Source organism: Desulfuromonadales bacterium, from assembly GCA_035620395.1.
In the GTDB taxonomy this organism is placed as follows: domain Bacteria; phylum Desulfobacterota; class Desulfuromonadia; order Desulfuromonadales; family DASPGW01; genus DASPGW01.
In genome coordinates this window covers 1-19,826 of the sequence record DASPGW010000007.1, presented here as the reverse complement: position 1 = coordinate 19,826, position 19,826 = coordinate 1, and the positions used below count along the sequence as shown (strand labels likewise).

Sequence of the window (19,826 nt, the reverse complement as noted above, 5' to 3'; positions counted from 1 at the left end):
GGGCCCGGGAATCACTCCTGAAACGGGGGGTGCCCGAGGAAGCCATAGAGTTGCTCAACTTTACCAGGAGCGGCAGCTACTATGATGCGCTGAATACCAGGCATCATGTGCTCGCCGACAGCAATCGCACTGTCCGCAGCCTGCTGGTCGTTACCTCCTTTTATCATACGAGGCGTACCCTGTGGACGTTCAACCGAGTTTTTGCCGGGACAGATGTGACGATTGCCGTGTACCCGATTCCAAAAGATCCGGATTATAAAGGGCGGTACTTGCTCACCATGTCGGTGGAGTTGGTCAAGCTGGTTTATTACCGGGTGAGATACGGGCTTTTTCCAACTGGCTGAGCGCTGGCTGGCTGTTGAAACCGGTTCGGGGAAGGGTTAAGATTCGATTCGAATTCGTTTTGCAGTTCTCCAAGTGAAGGTATCCACATGTCGGCAGGGGGTATCCCTCCTGGCAAGGATAAAACCTTATTGTCGTAGCTCCTTTTTCGCAAGCTGAACGCTGCCGTCAGGGTGGTCTCTCATGTTTCAGCTCGTCGCTTCGACCCTCGCCATCTTCCTTGCCGTCGCCTACGCGGCCTACGTCCTGCTGCGCCAATCCCGCAACCTGAATGCCTTTGCCGTCGCCGCCGGTCTCGTTTGCTTCTCCCTTCTCGAGGTCTTCGATTTTCTCGCCCTGGAGAACCCCGACCATTACCTCGCCTGGAAAAAACTGTCGCTGATTTGCGAATCCCTGCTGCCGCTGTTCTGGTTCGCCTTCTGCGCCACCTTCGCCGGCGTTTACCGGGTGGCCGGGATCCCGCGCCTCAGCCGCGCTTTTCTGGTGCTGACACCCGCCTTTCTGCTCTTTGCGCTCTTGGTCGACCTGGATCGCTTCTTCATCTCTCCCGACTTCGCCGAGGAATCCCTCCTTTTCCTGGGCCAGGCCGGCTATGTCTTTTACCTGGGACTGCTGCTGGCCTTCATCTGCTGCCTGGTGCAACTGGAGCGAACCTTCTCCGGCCTCGGGCGCCAGGACCGCTGGCGGGTGAAGTTCGAGATGCTCGGCGCCGGCACCCTGCTGGCCATGTCGGTTTTTTACTACAGCCAGGGGTTGCTGTATCGGTCGCTGGATATGTCGCTGCTGCCGGCCAGGTCGCTGGCCATGGCCGTCGGCGTCTCGCTGATGCTCTTCTCCCGTGTCTGTCGCGGAATGCCGACAGGGCTGCAGGTCTCGAAGACTCTCGCCTACCGGTCGATCGTGATTGCCGCCGTCGGCATCTATCTGATCGGCCTGGGGTTGGCCGGCGAAGGGATGCGTTACCTGGGGGCCTCTTCCCAGCGAGTCTTTTTCGCCGCCATCGCTCTTCTCGGCGGGATCGTCCTTTGCGCCGTTCTGCTCTCGGAGACCCTGCGGCGCAAGGCCAGGGTCTTTCTGCACACGAATTTTTACAAGGCCAAGTATGATTACCGGAAACATTGGCTGGATTTTACCCAGGCCCTGACCTCGGCCCGGGACGAACCTGCCTTGCACCTGGCGATCCTCAAATCCTATTGCGAAGCCTTCTCCATCCGAGGGGCTGCCTTGTTTCTGCGGTCGGCAGAAGGGAGCGACTTCCGGTGTGTGACGGTCCATGAACTGTCGCCAATGGACGACATGCAGAAGGATCACCCGCTGGTGGCCTATCTCGAACAGCATCGCTGGGTCTACTGCCGGGAGGAGCGGCCTGACGTTCTGTCAGAAATCCCCGCTGTTTTTAAGGGCCAGGCGATTCGCTTCGGCGTCCCTCTGCTCTTCGAAGAAGCTTTGGAAGGCTTTGTTCTGCTCGGTCCCCCGATCGACCCGGGCGAGCTGTTCATTTACGAAGATTTCGATCTGATGAAGGTGATGGCCCGGCAGGCGACTTCGGCCCTGCTCAACCTCAAATTCGCCGAGCAGCTTTCTACGGCCCGGGAGATGGCGGCCATCGGCAAGGTGTCCGCGTTTGTCATGCACGACTTGAAGAACTCGGTGTCGAATCTGGCTCTGGTGGTGGAGAACGCCCGCAACTACATGGACGACCCCGAGTTCCAGAGAGACATGCTGGAGACCCTCGACAACAGCGTCCAGCGCATGAAGGGGCTGATCGAGCGGCTGAAGAATTTCGAAAAAAAGACCCGCCTCGAACTGGCCAGCTGTGAGCTTTCAACCCTGGTGGCGGCGACCGTCGCGGAAGTCCCGAAGGCGGGCATTACGGTGGCCGGCGGGCCGGTCAACTGCCTGGTCGACCGCTCCGAAGTCGCCAAGGTGGTGCAGAATCTGCTGCTCAATGCCCTCGATGCGACCGCCGGCCATGGGCCGGTGCACCTGGAGGTGGGGAGCAACGGCATGGCCTTCATCCGTTGCCGCGACCAGGGATGCGGCATGTCGGCGGAATTTATCCGCGAGCGGCTCTTCAAGCCGTTCGCGACCACCAAGAAAAAGGGCTTCGGCATCGGCCTTTACCAGTGCCGGCAGGTCGTCGAGGCGCATGGCGGGCGCATCGAGGTGAAAAGCGCCGTAGGGGAGGGGACGGAGTTTACGGTCTGGCTTCCGCAGGAGCAAGGATGAGGGATGAAGGATGAAGGATGAGGGTTATCCATGAATAAGCTGCTCATAATCGACGACAACGCCGAAATCCGCAAGCAGCTCAAGTGGAGTCTCGGCAAGGACTACTCCATCCTGCTTGCCGAGGATGTTGCCGAGGCGTTGAGCCTGTTCAGAAAGCATCGGCCGCCGGTGGTGACCCTGGACCTGGGCCTCCCCCCGGACGAGGAGGGAGTGGCGGAAGGGTTTCGCTGCCTGGAGGAGATGCTGGGCCTGGCGCCGCAGACCAAGGTCATCGTGCTCACCGGCCGGGGAGAGCGGGAGCATGCCCTCAGAGCACTGCAATCGGGGGCCTACGACTTCTACGCCAAACCCATCGAGCTCACCGAGCTTCAGGTGATGCTCCAGCGCGCCTTCCACCTGGCGGGACTGGAGGCGGAGAACCGGCGGCTGCAGGCTGAACTGGAAGGTGAGAGTTCGGGGTTTCTGGGGATTTTCGGGCAGAGCCCGCAGATGCTGGAGGTCTTCGCCACCATCCGCAAGGTGGCGACCAGCGATGTGCCGGTGCTGATTCTTGGGGAGAGCGGAACCGGCAAGGAGATGGTGGCCCGGGCGCTCCACCGCGAGAGTCTGCGGCGGGACGGCCCCTTCATCCCGATCAACTGCGGCGCCATTCCGGAGAACCTGCTGGAAGCCGAGCTTTTCGGCCATGAGAAGGGGGCGTTCACCGGCGCCCAGGCCCGGGTGCAGGGGAAGTTCGAGTACGCGGACAAGGGAACCCTGTTCCTCGACGAGATCGGTGAATTGCCGACCATCCTGCAGGTCAAGCTGCTGCGTTTTCTTCAGGATCAGGTCATCCAGCGGGTCGGCGGCCGGGAGAACCTCCAGGTCGATGCCCGGATCGTCGTCGCTACCAATGTCGACATCGTCAAGGCCATCGACGCCGGCAGCTTCCGGGAAGACCTCTTCTACCGGATCGGGGTGATCACCCTCAACCTCCCTCCCTTGCGCCAGCGGGGAGAGGACGTCATTCTCCTTGCCACCCTGTTCCTGCGTCGTTTCAGCGATGCTTTCCGCAAGCGGGTGCGAGGCTTCAGTGCCGCGGCTCTGGATGCCCTGCGGAACTACGGCTGGCCGGGAAATGTGCGCGAGTTGGAAAACAAGGTCAAGCGGGCGGTCATCATGGCCGAGGGGCCGATGCTCGAGGTGAAGGACCTGGGGCTGGCGCCGGCCTCCGGGCCGCCTGCAGGGCTAGCCAGCGTCACCGGCCTCACTCTGCGCGAGGCACGGGACCAACTGGAGCGGGACCTGTTGGCCGGGGTTCTCGAGCGGCAGGAGGGAAATGTCGTCAGGGCTGCCGAAGAACTCGGCGTCAGCCGCCCGACCCTGTACGACCTGATGAAAAAGCACAAGCTGCACCACCCGGCGGGTTAAGTCGGTCCTTTTACTAAAAAAACCGAGGGCGCAGCGAAATCCTTGATAATTTCAAGGATCTCTCTGCGCCCTCAGCGTTCTCGGTGGTAAATAATGACCTGGCTAAATTCTCAGTTGGCCTTGGTGGTGAAGCTGTAGATGTCGCTTTCCACGCGGGTCTGTCCGTCGACGGCCACGACCTTCCAGTAATAGGTGGTGCCGGCCTGCAGGTCCCCGGCGATGAAGGAGTTGTCTTCAAGACCTTCAAACACCCGGACAGCGGCGGTGCCTGGCAGGGGGGTGGTGGAGCTGTCGCCGACGTTCACCGGCGTCGCCGAGCCCGAGGAGCTGCCCCCGCCGCCGCAACCGTTCAGCAGAGGACCGGCGGCCAGCAGGGTCAGCATGAGCATCAGCAGCAGCCGGCGCCGCCGGGTGGCCAGGCCGACGCCGCCGAAGAAGAAGACCCCGGCCAGCAGGGCCGGCGTGTCCAGAGGGTTGACGGTATTGGCGGCCACAATGTTCGCGCCGAGGTAGGGATCGGTCCCGTAGTAAAGGGTAAAAGTCGCTTGCGACCCGGCCGGCAGGGGTTCCCAGTCGATCTGGACGGGGACGGACTCGGCGATGGCGCCGTTGGCGGGATACCAGAGGAGCGGCTGCCAGGTATTGTCGACGCCAGTATTGCCGTCGCTGACGCCGCCGTTGTCGACGGTACCGGAATCGTCGGTGGTGATGGCGGCGCTGGCAACGACGTTGGAATAGGTGCTTTCCTGACCGTTGGAGTTATAGGCGGTTACGGTGATGTAGTGAATCCGGTCATCGGCCAGGCCGGTGAGGGTGGCCGTTGTTGCTTGGCCGACATTGATGGGGGAAGGGCCTTCGAGCGCTCCAGTCCCGTTGAGGGGTTCAACTGAGGAATCGGCCTTGTAGTAGAGCTTGTAGCCAATCACGTCAGCTTCGGTATTGGCATCCCAGGCAAGGGTCAGGGTCTTGGCAAGGACCGGGCAAGGGAGGACAACACAAGCGAGAAGCAAAACCGTAAGGAGCTGAAGCGCTTTTCTAGTCATGGCAGACCTTTTGGCTGGAAAGTCGGCCGACCGCCCTGGGGGAGTGTCAGCCAGTGTTTAACTCATCGGTGGATTGGCGAAAATGCCCTTGGTTCAACCTGTTGGCGTCACCTGTTTCGCACGTAGCAGTCACTGCAATGGGTGTGCCAAGGGGTTTTCGGCCTGCAGCCATCCAGTGGGGATTGATTGCGAGGGATTCAGGGCGCCTTTGCGCTGCGGGAGGACTGCAACCTTTTCAAATAGCGACCAGGCAGTGACTTTTTTTGACAGATGGGTTCCTTTTTGCGAGAAAATCCGGATATAATGCGCGCCTATGAATCTGGACCATATCAGTATTGTTCTGGTTGAGCCGCAGGGCGCGCTCAATATCGGCTCGGTCTGCCGGGCGATGATGAACTTCGGTTTCGGCGACCTGCGCCTGGTCGCTCCGCAGACGGACCATCTCGCCGATGAGGCGCGGCGGATGGCGGTCAAGGCCGGCCGCCTGCTTGAGGCCGCCACGGTTTTTCCGGACCTGCCGTCGGCCCTGGCCGACTGTCAGCTGGCGCTTGGAACCACCCGGCGTTTCGGCAAGTACCGGGAGGATTTCCTCCATCCCGACGAGGCGGCCCGCCAGCTTCTCCCCTGGACGGAGAAGGGGAGGGTGGCGCTGGTTTTCGGCCGGGAGGACAAGGGTCTGCACACCGCCGAACTCGACCTCTGCCAGCGCTTCATCACCATCCCCACCAGCGACGAGCTGCCGTCCATGAACCTGGCCCAGGCAGTCACCCTCTGTCTCTACGAGACGGCGAAAGCCAGAGGCGAGGCTGCCGGCAAAAGCACCGGCCGCAAGCGCCTGGCGACCGGGAAGGTGCTCGAAGGGATGTACGGACACATGAAGCGGACCCTGCTGGAGATCGGTTTTCTCGATCCGCAGAACCCCGAGCATATCCTCCATACGTTTCGCCGGATCTTCGGCCGGGCCGGCCTCAACGACCGTGAGGTGCGCATCCTGCACGGTCTGTGGAGCCGCCTCGACTGGATCGAGGGGGAACGGAAAAAGGCGGAAGACGGAAAGCAGAAGTGAGGAAGGAAATGGAAGCCACCCTGCGCAGCGTGCGGCTGGACAACGGCCTGACCGTCGAATTTTTCGACCGATCGAACCGCTATTTCGGTGATTATCACCGGGTTTATATCGAGGCCCGCTGCCGTGTGGCGCTGCATCTGGATAACTTTGCCGGCTCGACCGACCCCGCCGCAGCGCTGCAGGCTGCCCGCGCCGTGCTGGGCAGCGAAGTGGTCTTCGTCCGCAGGCTGGAGAAGATGGGGGTCGCCGGAGAGGCGGTGGAACGGACCCGCGAGGCGCTCATGGACAGTTTCATCCGCAGTTCGCTGCCCTATCTGTCTGTCCCCGCCTTCCCCGGCAGGTTCATTGCCGTCGAACTCGAGCGCCGTCGGCACGGTCGTCGTCCGCATTGGCCCGGCCAATGAGCGAGCGGCTCTCTATCGATGCCCTGGCCTTCGGGGGCAGCGGCGTGGGGCGCCTCGACGGCAAGGCGGTTTTCGTCCCCTTGACCGCCCCCGGCGACCAGATTCGCTGCCGGATCGTGCAGGACCGCAAGCGCTATGCCGAGGCGGAACTGGTCGAACTGCTCGCCGCGGCGCCGCAGCGGCGCGCACCGCCCTGTCCGGTATTCGGCGACTGCGGCGGCTGCCAGTGGCAGCATCTCCCCTATGGCGAGCAGTGCAACTGGAAGGAGCGCATCTTCGCCGAAACCCTGCAGCGCCAGGCGAAAATCGAGGCGTCCGTGCTGCGGCCCCTGGTGCCGGCTCCGGATGAGTGGGGCTACCGCAGCCGGGTCCAGTTCAAGTGCCGGCAGACCGAAGCCGGTTTCGTCATGGGGTTCTATCGCCGCGGCACCCATTACGTCATCGATGTGGCGTCCTGTCCCATCGCCGCTCCCCGCCTGAACGATGTTCTGACGCTGTTCCGGCGGTGGCTGCCGGACTCCTCCTTCCCTCACCTGGTCCCCCAGGTCGACATGGAGGTCGACGACGAGGGGCGGGTGCGGGTCACCGTGCATGCCCTGGGGACGGCGGCCGCGGCACTGGCCGATTATCTGCGGCCGCTGGCCGAGCAGGCCGGAATTTCCCTGTTCATGCAGTGCGGCCGCAAGGAGACCCTGCTGCGGGTCTGCGGCGAGGATGCCCTGCACATCCTGCCCCTCGGGGCGGGGAGCCTGCGGCTCGCCTACGGCGCCGGCGGCTTTGCCCAGGTCAATCTGGAGCAGAACCGGCAGCTGGTCGGGGAGGTGTGTTCCGCGGCCGCCCTGACCGGGCGGGAGAGGGTCCTCGACCTCTTCTGCGGCATGGGCAACTTCTCCCTGCCGCTGGCTTTGCAGGCCGGGGAGGTCGTCGGCATCGAAAACTACGCACCCGCCATCCGGCAGGCCGAATTCAACGCCCGGGCCAACGGTCTTGGCCGTGTCCGCTTTCAGTCCCGGCCGGCCGAGTCGGCGATCCGGGAGGTCGCGGCCATGCAGGCCTTCGATCTGGTCGTGCTCGATCCGCCGCGTACCGGCGCCTATGAGGTGGTGCGGGAGCTGGTGCGCTTGCGGCCGCCGCGGGTCATCTACGTCTCCTGCGATCCCCCGACCCTGGCCCGGGACCTGGTCCCCCTGCTGCACGGGGGGTATGAAGTGGTCTCGGCCCGCCCCTTCGATCTCTTTCCCCAGACCTACCACACCGAAAGCGTGACCGTTCTGCGCCTCGGTGCTTAGCGTCCGCCGCCCTTCCCATGAGGAATCCTTGGGCAGTGCTTGTCACCCGGCCGACTTCTGCTAGATTGAATGCATAACTCTACTTCCGCTGAGGTGTCTATGCGAAAAGCGCTCTGGTTGTCTTTGGTTTTTTTGTTTACACTCCCCCTTTCGCTGCCGGCGGAGACGCTGCAGCTGGTTTCCGGCGTAGTCCTGAAGGTAGAGCTCCCCAGCGATCGCTGGTCGATCAGCCGTGAGGCCCCCCCTTTCCTGGTTGAGGAGATCGCCGAACATCTGGAACACGAGCTGCTCGCCCAAGGCAAAAAAGTCGATCCCGCCGCACTGCAGGCGGCTGCCCAAAAAAGGCTGGCCGCCAACGAGGCTTACATCGTCAACGCGGCCAGCAACGCCTATCTGGCGATCGACTTCAGCGCTCTGCGCGATGGGGAGATTGCGCCGAGCAGGAAGGCGGTTGCCGCTTCAGCCAAATACGCGGGGGAAGGTCTTGTCGACGAGGAGGGAGCGACCGAGGTACGTCAGAAGAGCGGCAGGACGGAGCTCCGGGGGGCCGAGTTCGCCTACCGGGTCGATGCAAGCTTCCGCATGCATGACGAGCCGCGGAAGTTCATCGGCATCGTCGGCTTCCGTTCGCCTTACTGGTTTTATCTCTATTACACCGACCCTCTGCGGGACGCCGGCGATATTCGTGAGATGGAGCAGATTCTGCAGACCCTCGTGCTGTCCGCAAGCGGCGTCTAGCTTTTTTCGCTTGCAATTTCGTAACCTTCATGGTAGTTAAATGTTGTTTCATCGTTCACGCAGTCAAGTGAGCTTACCGCTCACTTTTTTTATTTGAAAAGGGGTAAAGGAAAGCACCGTGTCCCAGGAGTCTACTCTCGACAAGGTTCAACGGCTGATCGCCCCGGTTTTGCAGGATATGGCTGTGGAGCTTGTCGATCTCGAGTTCAAGCGGGAAGGACGCGACTGGTTTTTGCGGTTGTTCATCGATAAGGAGGGCGGGGTCACCCTGGACGATTGCGCCGACGTGAGCCGGGAAATCGATGCCCTGCTCGAGGTCGAGGATGTCATCGACACCGCCTACCGGCTCGAGGTCTCCTCGCCCGGTCTCGACCGTCCGCTGAAGAAGCCCGCAGACTACGCGCGCTTCAGGGGTCGGCTGGTCAAGGTCAAGACCTTTGAAAAGCTCGATCCGGACGATCGCGGCCACAGCCGCAAGACTTTCGAAGGCGAGTTGCTGGGCCTGGAGTCGGGCCTGGTCAGGATCCGGCAACTGGACAAGAAGGGTGGCGTGGTCGAAATCCCGCTGGAAGGGATTGCCAAAGCCAACCTGGAATTCGAATTTTAAACAACGCTGATGAAACATGCCGCGGGGGGTGGATGACCCTGCGAGCAGACCTGTACAGGGGGATAAACGGATGACGGTGAATCTTAACCATATCATTGACCAGGTCGTGAAGGACAAGGGGATCGATCGCGCCGTGCTGGTCGAGGCTCTCGAGTCCGCGGTGCTCTCTGCCGCCAACAAGAAGTATCGCAATACCCGTGAACTGGAAGCCCATTTCAACGACGAGATGGGAGAGGTCGAGCTTTTCGAATTCGTGACCGTCGTCGAGGAGGTTCAGGACTCCTACAAGGAGATCGATCTCGAAGAGGCCCGTGAAATCGATCCGGACGTTGAGGTCGGCGACTCTCTCGGCATGAAGATGGACGCCAGCAATTTCAGCCGGATCGCCGCCCAGACCGCCAAGCAGGTGATCATCCAGAAGGTTCGGGAAGCCGAGCGTGAAGGCGTCTTCAACGAATTCAAGGACCGGGTGGGCGAACTGGTCAACGGTATCGTCCGTCGCTACGAGCGTGGCGACCTGATCGTCGACCTGGGCCGGGCCGAGGCGCTACTGACGCATCGCGAGCAGGTGCCGCGGGAAAACTATCGCCAGGGCGATCGCGTCAGAGCCTATATCGCCGATGTGAAAATGTCCCCCAAGGGGCCGCAGATCATCCTTTCCCGAACTCACCCCGGCCTTGTTGCCGCCCTCTTCCACTTCGAGGTGCCCGAGATTGCCGAAGGTATCGTCGAGATCAAGGCCGTTGCCCGAGAGCCCGGAAGCCGGGCCAAGATCGCGGTTGTATCCCACGATCCCGATGTCGATCCGGTGGGCGCCTGTGTCGGCATGCGCGGCTCCCGTGTGCAGAATGTCGTCTCCGAGCTGCGCGGCGAAAAGATCGATATCATCCCCTGGACCCCGGAACCCGCCCGTTTTGCCTGTTCCGCCCTGGCGCCGGCCGAAGTCTCCCGGGTCTACGTCGATGACGAGGGGCAGGCCCTGGAGATCATCGTCCCCGACGACCAGCTTTCGCTGGCGATCGGCAAGAAGGGGCAGAATGTCCGCCTGGCCGCCAAGCTGACGGGGTGGAAGATCGATATCAAGAGTGAAACGCGGGCTGCCGAGGCCGAGCTGGAAGAGCTCCGGCAGGGCGAAGCCGCCGCCGAGGCCGATGCGCTGGCCGCCGAGGCCGATGCACTGGCAGGTGAGCACACCCGGGACGAGCTGTACGAGATGGCCAAGGCACACCATATTGCCGGCCGCAGCAGCATGACCAAGGAAGAACTCGCCCAGAGCCTGGCCGAGCTGGAAGTGTCCGGCGAAGAAGGCGCCGAGGTGGCCGCTGAAAATCTGGAAGCGACGGAGGAGGAATAACCCGGTTGTCCACCCCCCGTCACAAGGCCCAACGCAGCTGTCTTGGCTGCCGGCAGGTATTCGATCAGGACGGTTTGGTTCGTTACGTGCTCTCACCCTTGGGTGAAGTGCTGGTCGATTACCGCCATAAACTGCCGGGACGTGGCGCCTATACCTGCCTCGACCGCAACTGCATCGAATCGGCGGTCAAACGGCGACAGTTCGATCGTGCCTTCCGGGGCAAGACCCGTGACCTGGACGCGGCGGTTCTCAGGGAAGCGGTACGACAGCAGATTCGTGAACGCATTCTGAATCTGCTCGGGATGGCGCGCAAATCGTCCAATGTCGTCTCCGGCAGCAGCCTGGTGATGGACAGCCTGGGCGGCCGCACGGGCCTGACGCTGGTACTGATGGCGACCGATGTTTCCGCCGCGATCGGCGAGAAAGTGGCTGCCAAGGCGGCGATGGCCGAAATCCCTTGCTTCCGCCTCTTTGACAAGGGGATTCTCGGCCAGATTCTCGGCAAGGGCGAGAGAAGCGTCGTCGCTCTCAGGGACGGACTGCTGGCAGAATCTGTAAAAACCGAACTGTCGCGTTATGAGAATATCGTAGGGGAGAGTTGATGGGAAAGACAAGGGTGTACGAACTGGCGCAAAAACTCGGGCTTGACAACAAAGTCCTCATGGAGAAACTCCAGCACGCCGGGGTCGATGTGAAAAACCATATGAGCGTCCTCGAAGAGGGGGATCTCCATAAATTCGAAGCGGCAACTGCGCCGCCGGCGGAGAAGATCGAGGAAGAACGGATCACGCCCGGCATTATTCGTCGTCGCCGCAAGGAGACGCTGCCGGTTGCCGCCGCTGAGGAAGCTGCTCCCGAAGCAGCGGTTGAGCCGTCTGCTGTCCCGGTCAGGGAAGAGCCGCCGGCCGCTGCCCCGGTCAAGACCTCCGCCGAGCCGGGTGTGCCCGCTGAGCCGGTCGCCGCCGCTGCAGAAGCGGCAAAGGTGGCACCCGCTGTCGAGCCGTCGGCTGCTGTCGCACCGCCCCTCCGGGCACCCGAGCCTGTTGCCGAAGTCGAACCGGTCACCCCGGTAAAACCCGCGGAAGAGGTTGCCCGGCCGGTTGCGCCGGCGGCCAAGGAAGCCCGCGGCGAAAAAGTGACCGCCTCCCGGGCTAAAATCCTGGGCCGGGTCGAGTTGCCGCAGGCGGCGGCTCCCCAGCGACGGGAAGAAGTTGTGCGGCCCGAGCGTCCCGGCGGCGGGCGGCGTGAAGAGCCGTTCCGTCCCGGTCGGCCGGCGCCCGGCGAAAGGCCGGCACCCGGCAGCCGTCCCGCACCCGGCGAAAGACCCGCCCCTGGCGGCCGTCCACCCTACGGTGAAAGACCAGCCCCGGGCAGCCGTCCGGCACCCGGCGAAAGACCTGCACCCGGTGGCCGCCCGGCACCTGGTGAAAGACCGTCGCGTCCTGCCCCAGGCAGCCGTCCGGCACCCGGTGGCCGTCCTTCCCCCGGCGGCCGCCCGGCCCCGGCGCCCACGGAAACCCTGGTGACCAAGGAGCCCCGCGGCGGCAAGAAGAATAAAAAAGGGAAAGGCGCCGATTACAGCGAAGCCCAACCGGGCCGTGGCGATGCCGGCGCTCGTCGGGGCCGGAGGGTGGAGATCTTCGACCTCGAGCGTGGCGACAAGTTCCGCAAGGGCCGCCGGGCTGCCAAACCGCTCAAGAAAACCGAGGTCACCGTTTCCAAGGCGATCAAGCGAATCATCCGCATCACCGATGTCATCACCGTGGGTGAACTCGCCAAGCGCATGGGAGTCAAGGCCAACGACCTCATCAAGGAGTTGATGCGCCAGGGGACGATGGTCACCATCAATCATCCTCTCGATTTCGAATCCGCTGCCATCCTGGCCTCGGAGTTCAATTACGAAGTCGAGAACGTGGCCTTCGACGAGGATACGATTCTCGAGCACGCCAGCCTGCGTGAGGGTGATGAGGGGAAACCCGAGGACCTCAAGTCGAGACCGCCGGTGGTGACCATCATGGGCCACGTCGACCACGGCAAGACCAGTCTGCTCGATGCCATCCGCGCGGCCAACGTGACGGCGGGCGAAGCTGGCGGCATCACGCAGCACATCGGTGCCTACGATGTGCAGCTTGACGGCCGGCAGATCACCTTTCTCGATACCCCCGGCCATGAGGCGTTCACCGCCATGCGTGCCCGTGGCGCCAAGGTGACCGACATCGTCATCCTGGTGGTGGCGGCGGACGACGGCGTCATGCCGCAGACCAAGGAAGCGATCAATCACTCGAAAGCGGCCGGTGTACCGATCATCGTTGCCATCAACAAGATGGATAAGCCCGACGCCAATCCCGAGCGGGTGAAGCAGGAGTTGACCGAGTTCAGCCTCATTCCCGAGGACTGGGGCGGAGAAACTATTTTCGTCGAAGTTTCGGCCAAGCAGCGCATTAATCTCGATCAGTTGCTGGAGATGATCCTGCTGCAGGCCGAAGTCATGGAGCTCAAGGCCAACCCCAGCAAGCGGGCTCGCGGGACCGTTGTCGAGGCCCGCCTCGACCGGGGCCGGGGGCCGGTCGCCACCGTTCTGGTGCAGGAGGGGACCCTGCACATCGGCGATCCGATCGTCACCGGCGTCCATTACGGCCGGGTGCGGACCATGACCGATGACCGCGGCAATCGCGTGGATGCGGCCGGGCCCTCTTTCCCGGTGGAAGTCACCGGTCTGACCGGAGTCCCCGACGCCGGCGATACCTTCCACGCCGTTGAGGACGAGAAAATTGCCAAGGACGTGGCCCAGCATCGCCAGCAGAAAATGCGCGAGGCGGAACTGGCCAAAACCAGCAAAATCTCTCTTGAGCAGCTCTACGCCCGCATTCAGCAGGGCGAGGTCAAGGAACTCAAGGTTGTCATCAAAGGTGACGTTCAGGGCTCCGTCGAAGCGGTCAAGGATGCCCTGGTCAAGCTCTCCACCGAAGCCTGCCGCCTGGTCGTGATCCATACCGGGGTCGGCGGCATCACCGAGAGCGACGTTTCGCTCGCCTCGGCCTCCGATGCCATCGTCCTTGGCTTCAACGTGCGTCCCGAGCCGAAGGCGGCCAACCTGGCCGAGTCCGAAGGGGTCGACATCCGTCTGTACAACATCATCTACGACGCGGTTGCCGATATCCGCGACGCCATGGAAGGGCTGCTGGCGCCGACCCTGCGGGAGAAATACCTCGGCCGCGTGGAAGTGCGCGAAACCTTCGTCGTCTCCAAGGTCGGGACCATTGCCGGCTGTTACGTTCTGGACGGCAAGATTCTGCGCGGCGCCCAGGTTCGGCTGGTGCGCGACAATGTCGTCGTCTGGCAGGGCAAGCTGAGTTCTCTCAAGCGCTTCAAGGATGATGTCCGCGAAGTGGCCACCGGTTACGAATGCGGTATCGGCCTGGAGAACTACAACGACATCAAGGTCGGCGACAATATCGAAGCCTTCGAGATGGAGTCGGTGAAGACCACTCTCTGATCGCCGGGAAGAGCTCATGGTGGTTGGCGTTCTGCGGCTGGACCTCATTCTGTACTCTCCCGGCAGCCTGAAGGAGAAACGGGGGATCGTCCGCAGCATCCTCGGCCGCTGCCGCAGCCGGTTTCCGGTCTCCTGTGCCGAAACGGGGCTGCAGGATCTCTGGCAGCGGGCAGAACTCGGCTTCGCCATGGTCGATTTGCAGGAGGTTGCCATCCGTCGCGTATTCGACCTGGTCGAGGAGGAGATCGGCCGCTCGGGCGCGGCCGAAATCGGCGAGCGACTCGTCGAATTCATCCACTATTAGAAGGTGAAATTTGGAATTCAAGCGTTCACACCGGGTCGGAGAGCAGATTCACAAGGAAATATCCGCTCTTCTGATCAAGGGATTGAAGGATCCCCGGATCGGCTTCGTCACCATTACTGCCGTCGACGTGACGCCGGATATGCATCTGGCCCGCGTTTATTTCACCGTGATGGGCGACGAGAAAGTCCGCCGAAACACTGAAAAGGGGCTGCAGAGTTCCGTGCCTTTCCTGCGCCGCGAACTCGGCCGTCGGCTGGGCATGCGCTACGTCCCGGATATCCTCTTCGCTTTCGATTCCTCGCTTGAATACGGCAATCGGATCGAGACCCTGCTCAAGGAAATCCACACCGAGGATGACGATGGTTCCGGCGCTCCTGAAGCTGATTGAGGACGGTCGACGTTTCCTGGTTGCTTCCCACGAAAGTCCCGACGGCGACGCCCTGGGTTCGACCCTGGCTCTGGCCAATGCCCTGCGCGAAATGGGCAAGGAGGTGGTTGCTTATAACCGGGACGGCGTGCAGTCGCCTTTCGATTTTCTCCCGGGCGCGCCGACCGTGGTCCGCAGCATTGAAAATGAAGCCGTCTTCGATGCCGGGTTTGTTCTCGATGCCGGCGAATTGCGGCGGGCCGGCACCCACCTGCGCGATGTTTGCCGGACCCTGGTCAACATCGATCATCACCCCCATTCCGAGCATTTCGGCTCCATCCATTATGTCGACGAGACGGCCAGCGCTACCGGCGCGCTCATCTACCGCATTCTGAAGGCCGCCGGACACGACATCTCTCTCGAGGTGGCCACCTGCATCTATACGGCCGTCCTCTCCGATACCGGTTCGTTCCGTTACTCCAATGCCGACCCGGAAGCGTTCCGCATCGGCGCCGAGATGGTGGAGAAAGGCGTCTCGCCCTGGGCCATCGCCTCCGGTCTTTACGAAAGTCAGGGGGCCGAGCGGCTGCGGCTGCTTGCCAGGGCGCTGGCGACCCTGACGGTCTCTTCCTGCGGCCGCTACGCTTCGGTCAGTGTCACCACTCCCATGTACGAGGAGACCGGTACCGGGCCCGAGCACACCGACGGCTTCGTCAACTATCCCCGCTCCATTCGCGGGGTGGAGGTGGCGCTCTTCTTTCGGCAGATCGGGCCGGCCGCCTACAAAATCGGCATGCGCTCCAAGGGTCAGGTCGATGTGGGTGCCCTGTCCCGCCACCTGGGCGGCGGCGGCCACCACAACGCCGCCGGAGCCATGGTCGAAGGGACCCTGGAAGAGGTCCGCAAGACTGTTTTCGAGCGTCTGGACCAGTTGCTGGCCTGACATGAACGGCATCCTGCTCATTGACAAACCGCAGGGGATGACCTCCCATGATGTAGTGCGGCGGGTGCGCCGTCTGCTGCGGACGCGGCGCGTCGGCCATACCGGCACCCTCGACCCCATGGCCACCGGGGTGCTGCCGGTGGCGATCGGCGAGGCGACCCGCATCGTCCAGTTTCTGATGGAGGGGGACAAGACCTACCGTGCGGTCCTCAAGCTCGGCGAGGCCACCACGACTCAGGATGCCGAAGGCGAGGTGCTGGAGCGCCGTCCGGTGGAGGGCCTCACGGCGGAAGTCGTCATTGCCGCGGCCCGGTCTTTCGAGGGGGTGATTCGCCAGCTGCCGCCCATGTATTCGGCCCTGAAGAAAGATGGCGTTCCGCTTTACCGCCTGGCCCGCCAGGGGATCGAGGTGGAGCGTGAGTCGCGCGAGGTGCGGATCGACCGCCTGCAGATCCTCGAGGTCGATCTCCCCCTGATCACCCTTGAAGTTGACTGCTCCAAGGGAACCTATGTGCGCACCCTTTGCCACGATCTCGGCCTGGCCCTCGGCACCGGCGCGCACCTGGTGGCACTGCGGCGCACCCGCAGCGGTTCCTTCACCGAGGCCGACTGTGTTACCCTGGAACGGCTGGAGACCAATGGAACCGCAGCGCCTCCGCTCCTTTCCGTGGACGAGGCTCTGCGCGGGATGCCGGCCCTGGAGGTCGATGCGGAAGCGAGCCGGCGGCTTGCCGACGGCATCCCGCCGGCGCTCGCTTCCCTGTCGGCGGCGCCCGGCTGTCCTGAAGGCGAGACCGTTCGCCTCATGCACACCGGAACCCTGTTGGCCATTGCCCGCTTCGCACCGGGTCGGTTGAATGAAAAACGCGGCGATTTTGAGCTTTTGAGGGTTTTTCAGGCGGCTCGGGCCGCGTGATTAGCCCTTTACAGCGCCGGGGTTTTGTGATAAAAGTCCGATGTTTTACCGAATTCCGGTTTCCCCGGAAATTCTCTCATTGAAAGGAGGTGGCACAGTGCTGGCCACGGAACGCAAACAGGAACTTATTGCACAGTACAAGACTCATGAGGGGGACACCGGTTCTCCTGAGGTGCAGATCGCGCTTCTTTCCGAGCGCATCACCTATCTGACCGAGCACTTCCGGACCCACAAGAAGGATCACCACTCTCGGCGCGGGCTCCTCAAGATTGTCGGGCAGAGAAGAAGGCTTCTGGATTACCTGAAGAAAAAGGATGTCGAGCGCTATCGCACGATTATCAATAAACTAGGGATCCGCAGGTAGTACGGGGCAGCACGCTCTTCTTCATTCCGAAGAGCCTGCTGCCTCCGGTTTTTTCGGGTAATGGCTCTGGAGGTTGTCCGGAGAGAGAGTCTGGCGTGCTGACCCGTCGGGGCATGCGGACTTTGTCTCAGGCCATCCTCCTTTCGCCATTTATTAGTTCTACAAACCGTCGGCAGGGTCTTTTTCATCTCCACTCTGTTTCGTTCGCTTCTGCCGACCTAAAAGGAGAACCAACATGGCTTACCACAAGGTAGAAATCGAATTCAACGGCCAGCCGCTGACCCTCGAAACGGGCAAGATGGCCCGCCAGGCACACGGTGCCACGGTCATCACCTACGGCGACACCAAGGTACTGTGCACCGCCGTTTCCGCCAGCAAAATGCGCGAGGGGCAGGACTTCTTCCCCCTGACCGTCAATTACCAGGAGAAATTCTACGCGGCCGGCAAGATCCCCGGCTCCTTCTTCCGCCGGGAGCGCGGGGCGTCAGAGCGCGAGACGCTGATCTGCCGTCTCATCGATCGGCCGATGCGCCCTCTGTTTCCCAAGGGATACCTCTTCGAGACCCAGATCATGCCGACCGTCGTTTCAGCCGACCTGATCAACGATCCGGACACCCTGGCGATGGTGGCTGCCTCGGCGGCCGTGGTCGTTTCGGACATCCCCTTCGCCGGGCCCATCGCCGCCGTCCGCGTCGGCCGCGTCGACGGCCGGCTGATCGCCAATCCGACCCGGCTGCAGATGGCCGAGAGCGACATGGAGATCGTCGTTTCCGGTTCCCGGGACGCCGTCATGATGGTCGAGGGGGAGGCCGACCTGGTCTCCGAAGACGACATGCTGGAGGCGATTTTCTTCGGCCACAACGCCCTGCAGCCGCTGATCGACATGCAGCTCAAGCTGCAGGAGTTGGTCGGCAAACCCAAGCGGCAGTTTGAAGTCGCCAAGGCGGATCCCGCACTCGAAGCGAAAGTGGTCGCTCTTGCCGAGCAGCGGCTCATCGAGGCGAGCCGAATCCCGAGCAAGCAGGAGCGCTACGCCGCCATCGATCAGATCAAGGCCGAAGTCAAGGAGGCCCTGGAGGCCGAATTCGAGGGGCGCGGCGGTGAAATTTCCGCCATCCTCGGCTCCGTCAACAAGCGCGTGCTGCGGCAGATGGTCATCAAGGACAAGGTGCGCATCGACGGCCGCGACATGACCACCATCCGTCCCGTCACCTGCGAAGTCGGGACCCTTCCCCGCGCCCACGGCAGCGCCCTGTTCACCCGTGGTGAAACCCAGGCCCTGGTGGCTGTCGCCCTGGGGACCTCCATGGACGAGCAGCGCATGGATAACATCCAGGGGATGGAATTCAAGAAGTTCATGCTGCACTACAACTTTCCTCCCTTCTCGGTGGGGGAAACGAGCATGCGCCTCTTTCCCGGGCGCCGGGAGATCGGCCACGGTTACCTGGCCGAGCGCTCCATCGCCAAGGTGCTGCCCAAGCACGACGCCTTTCCCTACACCATCCGCATCGTCTCCGACACCCTGGAGTCGAACGGTTCCTCCTCGATGGCCAGTGTCTGCGGCGCCACCCTGTCGCTGATGGATGCCGGGGTGCCGATCACTGCCCCGGTGGCCGGGATCGCCATGGGCCTGATCAAGGAAGGGACCGACGTGGCGGTGCTCTCCGACATTCTAGGTGACGAGGACCATCTCGGCGACATGGACTTCAAGGTTACCGGCACGGCCGACGGCGTGGCCGCCCTGCAGATGGACATCAAGATCACCGGCGTTGACCGGGCGATCATGAAGCAGGCCCTCGAGCAGGCCCGGGCCGGGCGCATCCACATCATGGGTAAAATGGCCGAGGCCATTGCCACTCCGCGAGCGGAACTCTCCCCCTACGCGCCGCGCATCACCACCATCTATGTCAAGTCCGACCAGGTCCGCACCGTCATCGGCTCCGGCGGCAAAAATATCCGGGGCATCATCGAGGCGACCGGTTGCTCCATCGACATCGAGGACGACGGCAAGATCAATATCGCTTCCGCCGACGGCGAAGCGTGCAAGAAGGCGATCAAGATGATTCGCGACCTGACCCAGGAAGCGACGGTCGGCAAGCTCTACCTGGGCACTGTCCGCAAGGTCATGGAATTCGGTGCCTTCGTTGAAATCTTCCCCGGCACCGACGGTCTGGTCCACGTCTCCGAGCTGGATACGGAGCGGGTCCGCAACGTGACCGATGTCCTCAACGAGGGCGATCAGGTGTTGGTCAAGTGCATCGGCATCGACAAGCAGGGTAAGATCAAGCTCTCCCGCAAAGAGGCGCTGGGTCAGACTCTCCCCGCTGAAGGATAAGAGCGGGACAGAGAGAATGATTCGAAAATCGGTACTCGACAACGGCATTCGCGTCATTACCGAAAGGGTCGCCGGGGCGCACTCGGTGACCGTCGGTTTTTGGGTTGAAAACGGTTCCCGGCACGAGCAGGAACCGGAGAACGGCATCTCCCACTTCATCGAGCACATGCTCTTCAAGGGGACGGAGCGCCGTTCGGCCCTGGCGATTGCCAAGGAGATCGATTCGGTCGGCGGGGTGCTCAATGCCTTCACCAGTCGCGAGTACAGCTGTTACTACGCCAAGGTGCTGGCCCGAAAGCTCCCTTTGGCCGTCGACCTTCTCTCCGATATCGTGCTCAATTCCATTTTCGATCTCGACGAGATCGAAAAGGAACGCCGGGTGGTCCTCCAGGAGATTCACATGCTGGAGGATACCCCCGACGACCTGGTGCATGACCTCTTCAGTCAGACGTTCTGGGAGGGGCATCCCCTGGGTCGCTCGATCATCGGTACGATGGAGACCGTGGGGAATATTTCCCGCGAGTCGCTGCTGGCGTTCATGCACGAGCGCTATTGCGGCAGCAACATTATTGTCTGTGCTGCCGGCGACCTGGAGCACGGGCAAATCGTCGAGTCGATC

General features: G+C 62.4%; 19 protein-coding genes. 18 read left to right on the top strand and 1 reads right to left on the bottom strand.

Annotation, left to right across the window (positions count from 1 at the left end; all coding sequences use genetic code 11):
• The 3 genes from VD811_00385 to prsR all read left to right on the top strand — a co-directional run.
• The coding region (locus tag VD811_00385; protein HXV19427.1) for an ElyC/SanA/YdcF family protein at positions 1-344 on the top strand (344 nt) is incomplete at its 5' end.
• Positions 345-525: 181 nt separating this feature from the next.
• Entirely contained in the window at positions 526-2,571 is a 2,046-nt protein-coding gene (gene prsK / locus VD811_00380; GenBank protein ID HXV19426.1) for an XrtA/PEP-CTERM system histidine kinase PrsK, read from the top strand.
• A 30-nt stretch (positions 2,572-2,601) separates the two neighbouring features.
• Positions 2,602-3,981 (top strand): PEP-CTERM-box response regulator transcription factor, encoded by a 1,380-nt coding sequence (prsR, locus tag VD811_00375; protein ID HXV19425.1) that lies wholly within the window; start codon positions 2,602-2,604, stop codon positions 3,979-3,981.
• Between the two features lie 110 nt (positions 3,982-4,091).
• On the opposite strand, the gene VD811_00370 is transcribed toward prsR, so the two are convergent.
• The gene (locus VD811_00370; GenBank protein HXV19424.1) at positions 4,092-5,024 is read right to left on the bottom strand and encodes a fibronectin type III domain-containing protein; all 933 of its coding nucleotides are present in this window, start codon (positions 5,022-5,024) and stop codon (positions 4,092-4,094) included.
• Between the two features lie 313 nt (positions 5,025-5,337).
• On the opposite strand from VD811_00370, the gene VD811_00365 reads away from it, so the two are divergent.
• The 15 genes from VD811_00365 to VD811_00295 all read left to right on the top strand — a co-directional run.
• The gene (locus VD811_00365) at positions 5,338-6,090 is read left to right on the top strand and encodes an RNA methyltransferase (protein ID HXV19423.1); all 753 of its coding nucleotides are present in this window, start codon (positions 5,338-5,340) and stop codon (positions 6,088-6,090) included.
• 8 nt (positions 6,091-6,098) lie between these two features.
• Positions 6,099-6,494, top strand: coding sequence for a hypothetical protein (locus tag VD811_00360; protein ID HXV19422.1), 396 nt, complete (start codon positions 6,099-6,101; stop codon positions 6,492-6,494).
• Positions 6,491-7,783: a 23S rRNA (uracil(1939)-C(5))-methyltransferase RlmD gene (rlmD, locus tag VD811_00355; GenBank protein ID HXV19421.1), complete on the top strand. Its 1,293-nt coding sequence runs from the start codon at positions 6,491-6,493 to the stop codon at positions 7,781-7,783. The genes VD811_00360 and rlmD overlap by 4 nt, the downstream gene beginning before the upstream one ends.
• Before the next feature lie 99 nt (positions 7,784-7,882).
• Positions 7,883-8,521: a hypothetical protein gene (locus VD811_00350; protein ID HXV19420.1), complete on the top strand. Its 639-nt coding sequence runs from the start codon at positions 7,883-7,885 to the stop codon at positions 8,519-8,521.
• A 118-nt stretch (positions 8,522-8,639) separates the two neighbouring features.
• Positions 8,640-9,128, top strand: coding sequence for a ribosome maturation factor RimP (rimP, locus tag VD811_00345; protein ID HXV19419.1), 489 nt, complete (start codon positions 8,640-8,642; stop codon positions 9,126-9,128).
• Between the two features lie 70 nt (positions 9,129-9,198).
• Positions 9,199-10,482, top strand: a complete 1,284-nt coding sequence (gene nusA, locus VD811_00340) for a transcription termination factor NusA (GenBank protein HXV19418.1) — start codon at positions 9,199-9,201, stop codon at positions 10,480-10,482.
• Between the two features lie 5 nt (positions 10,483-10,487).
• The gene (locus tag VD811_00335; GenBank protein HXV19417.1) at positions 10,488-11,084 is read left to right on the top strand and encodes a DUF448 domain-containing protein; all 597 of its coding nucleotides are present in this window, start codon (positions 10,488-10,490) and stop codon (positions 11,082-11,084) included.
• Complete coding sequence (gene infB, locus VD811_00330; protein HXV19416.1) at positions 11,084-13,978, top strand: translation initiation factor IF-2; 2,895 nt, start codon at positions 11,084-11,086, stop codon at positions 13,976-13,978. Before VD811_00335 ends, infB begins: the two co-directional genes overlap by 1 nt.
• A 16-nt stretch (positions 13,979-13,994) precedes the next feature.
• Entirely contained in the window at positions 13,995-14,282 is a 288-nt protein-coding gene (locus VD811_00325) for a DUF503 domain-containing protein (GenBank protein HXV19415.1), read from the top strand.
• 10 nt (positions 14,283-14,292) lie between these two features.
• Positions 14,293-14,670: a ribosome-binding factor A gene (locus VD811_00320; protein ID HXV19414.1), complete on the top strand. Its 378-nt coding sequence runs from the start codon at positions 14,293-14,295 to the stop codon at positions 14,668-14,670.
• Positions 14,636-15,592, top strand: a complete 957-nt coding sequence (locus VD811_00315; protein HXV19413.1) for a bifunctional oligoribonuclease/PAP phosphatase NrnA — start codon at positions 14,636-14,638, stop codon at positions 15,590-15,592. The genes VD811_00320 and VD811_00315 overlap by 35 nt, the downstream gene beginning before the upstream one ends.
• Position 15,593: 1 nt before the next feature.
• Positions 15,594-16,508 (top strand): tRNA pseudouridine(55) synthase TruB, encoded by a 915-nt coding sequence (gene truB / locus VD811_00310; protein ID HXV19412.1) that lies wholly within the window; start codon positions 15,594-15,596, stop codon positions 16,506-16,508.
• Between the two features lie 97 nt (positions 16,509-16,605).
• Positions 16,606-16,872, top strand: a complete 267-nt coding sequence (gene rpsO / locus VD811_00305) for a 30S ribosomal protein S15 (protein HXV19411.1) — start codon at positions 16,606-16,608, stop codon at positions 16,870-16,872.
• 235 nt (positions 16,873-17,107) lie between these two features.
• The gene (gene pnp, locus VD811_00300) at positions 17,108-19,207 is read left to right on the top strand and encodes a polyribonucleotide nucleotidyltransferase (GenBank protein ID HXV19410.1); all 2,100 of its coding nucleotides are present in this window, start codon (positions 17,108-17,110) and stop codon (positions 19,205-19,207) included.
• Positions 19,208-19,223: 16 nt separating this feature from the next.
• On the top strand, positions 19,224-19,826 hold a 603-nt coding region (locus VD811_00295), incomplete at its 3' end, for a pitrilysin family protein (protein HXV19409.1).

What these genes read in the sequence shown, in the direction of transcription:
- prsK (HXV19426.1), top strand. Translation starts at nt 526, where the DNA reads ATGTTTCAGCTCGTCGCTTCGACCCTCGCCATCTTCCTTGCCGTCGCC.
- prsR (HXV19425.1), top strand. Translation starts at nt 2,602, where the DNA reads ATGAATAAGCTGCTCATAATCGACGACAACGCCGAAATCCGCAAGCAG.
- VD811_00370 (HXV19424.1), bottom strand. Translation starts at nt 5,024, where the DNA reads ATGACTAGAAAAGCGCTTCAGCTCCTTACGGTTTTGCTTCTCGCTTGT.
- VD811_00365 (HXV19423.1), top strand. Translation starts at nt 5,338, where the DNA reads ATGAATCTGGACCATATCAGTATTGTTCTGGTTGAGCCGCAGGGCGCG.
- VD811_00360 (HXV19422.1), top strand. Translation starts at nt 6,099, where the DNA reads ATGGAAGCCACCCTGCGCAGCGTGCGGCTGGACAACGGCCTGACCGTC.
- rlmD (HXV19421.1), top strand. Translation starts at nt 6,491, where the DNA reads ATGAGCGAGCGGCTCTCTATCGATGCCCTGGCCTTCGGGGGCAGCGGC.
- VD811_00350 (HXV19420.1), top strand. Translation starts at nt 7,883, where the DNA reads ATGCGAAAAGCGCTCTGGTTGTCTTTGGTTTTTTTGTTTACACTCCCC.
- nusA (HXV19418.1), top strand. Translation starts at nt 9,199, where the DNA reads ATGACGGTGAATCTTAACCATATCATTGACCAGGTCGTGAAGGACAAG.
- infB (HXV19416.1), top strand. Translation starts at nt 11,084, where the DNA reads ATGGGAAAGACAAGGGTGTACGAACTGGCGCAAAAACTCGGGCTTGAC.
- VD811_00325 (HXV19415.1), top strand. Translation starts at nt 13,995, where the DNA reads ATGGTGGTTGGCGTTCTGCGGCTGGACCTCATTCTGTACTCTCCCGGC.
- VD811_00315 (HXV19413.1), top strand. Translation starts at nt 14,636, where the DNA reads ATGACGATGGTTCCGGCGCTCCTGAAGCTGATTGAGGACGGTCGACGT.
- truB (HXV19412.1), top strand. Translation starts at nt 15,594, where the DNA reads ATGAACGGCATCCTGCTCATTGACAAACCGCAGGGGATGACCTCCCAT.
- pnp (HXV19410.1), top strand. Translation starts at nt 17,108, where the DNA reads ATGGCTTACCACAAGGTAGAAATCGAATTCAACGGCCAGCCGCTGACC.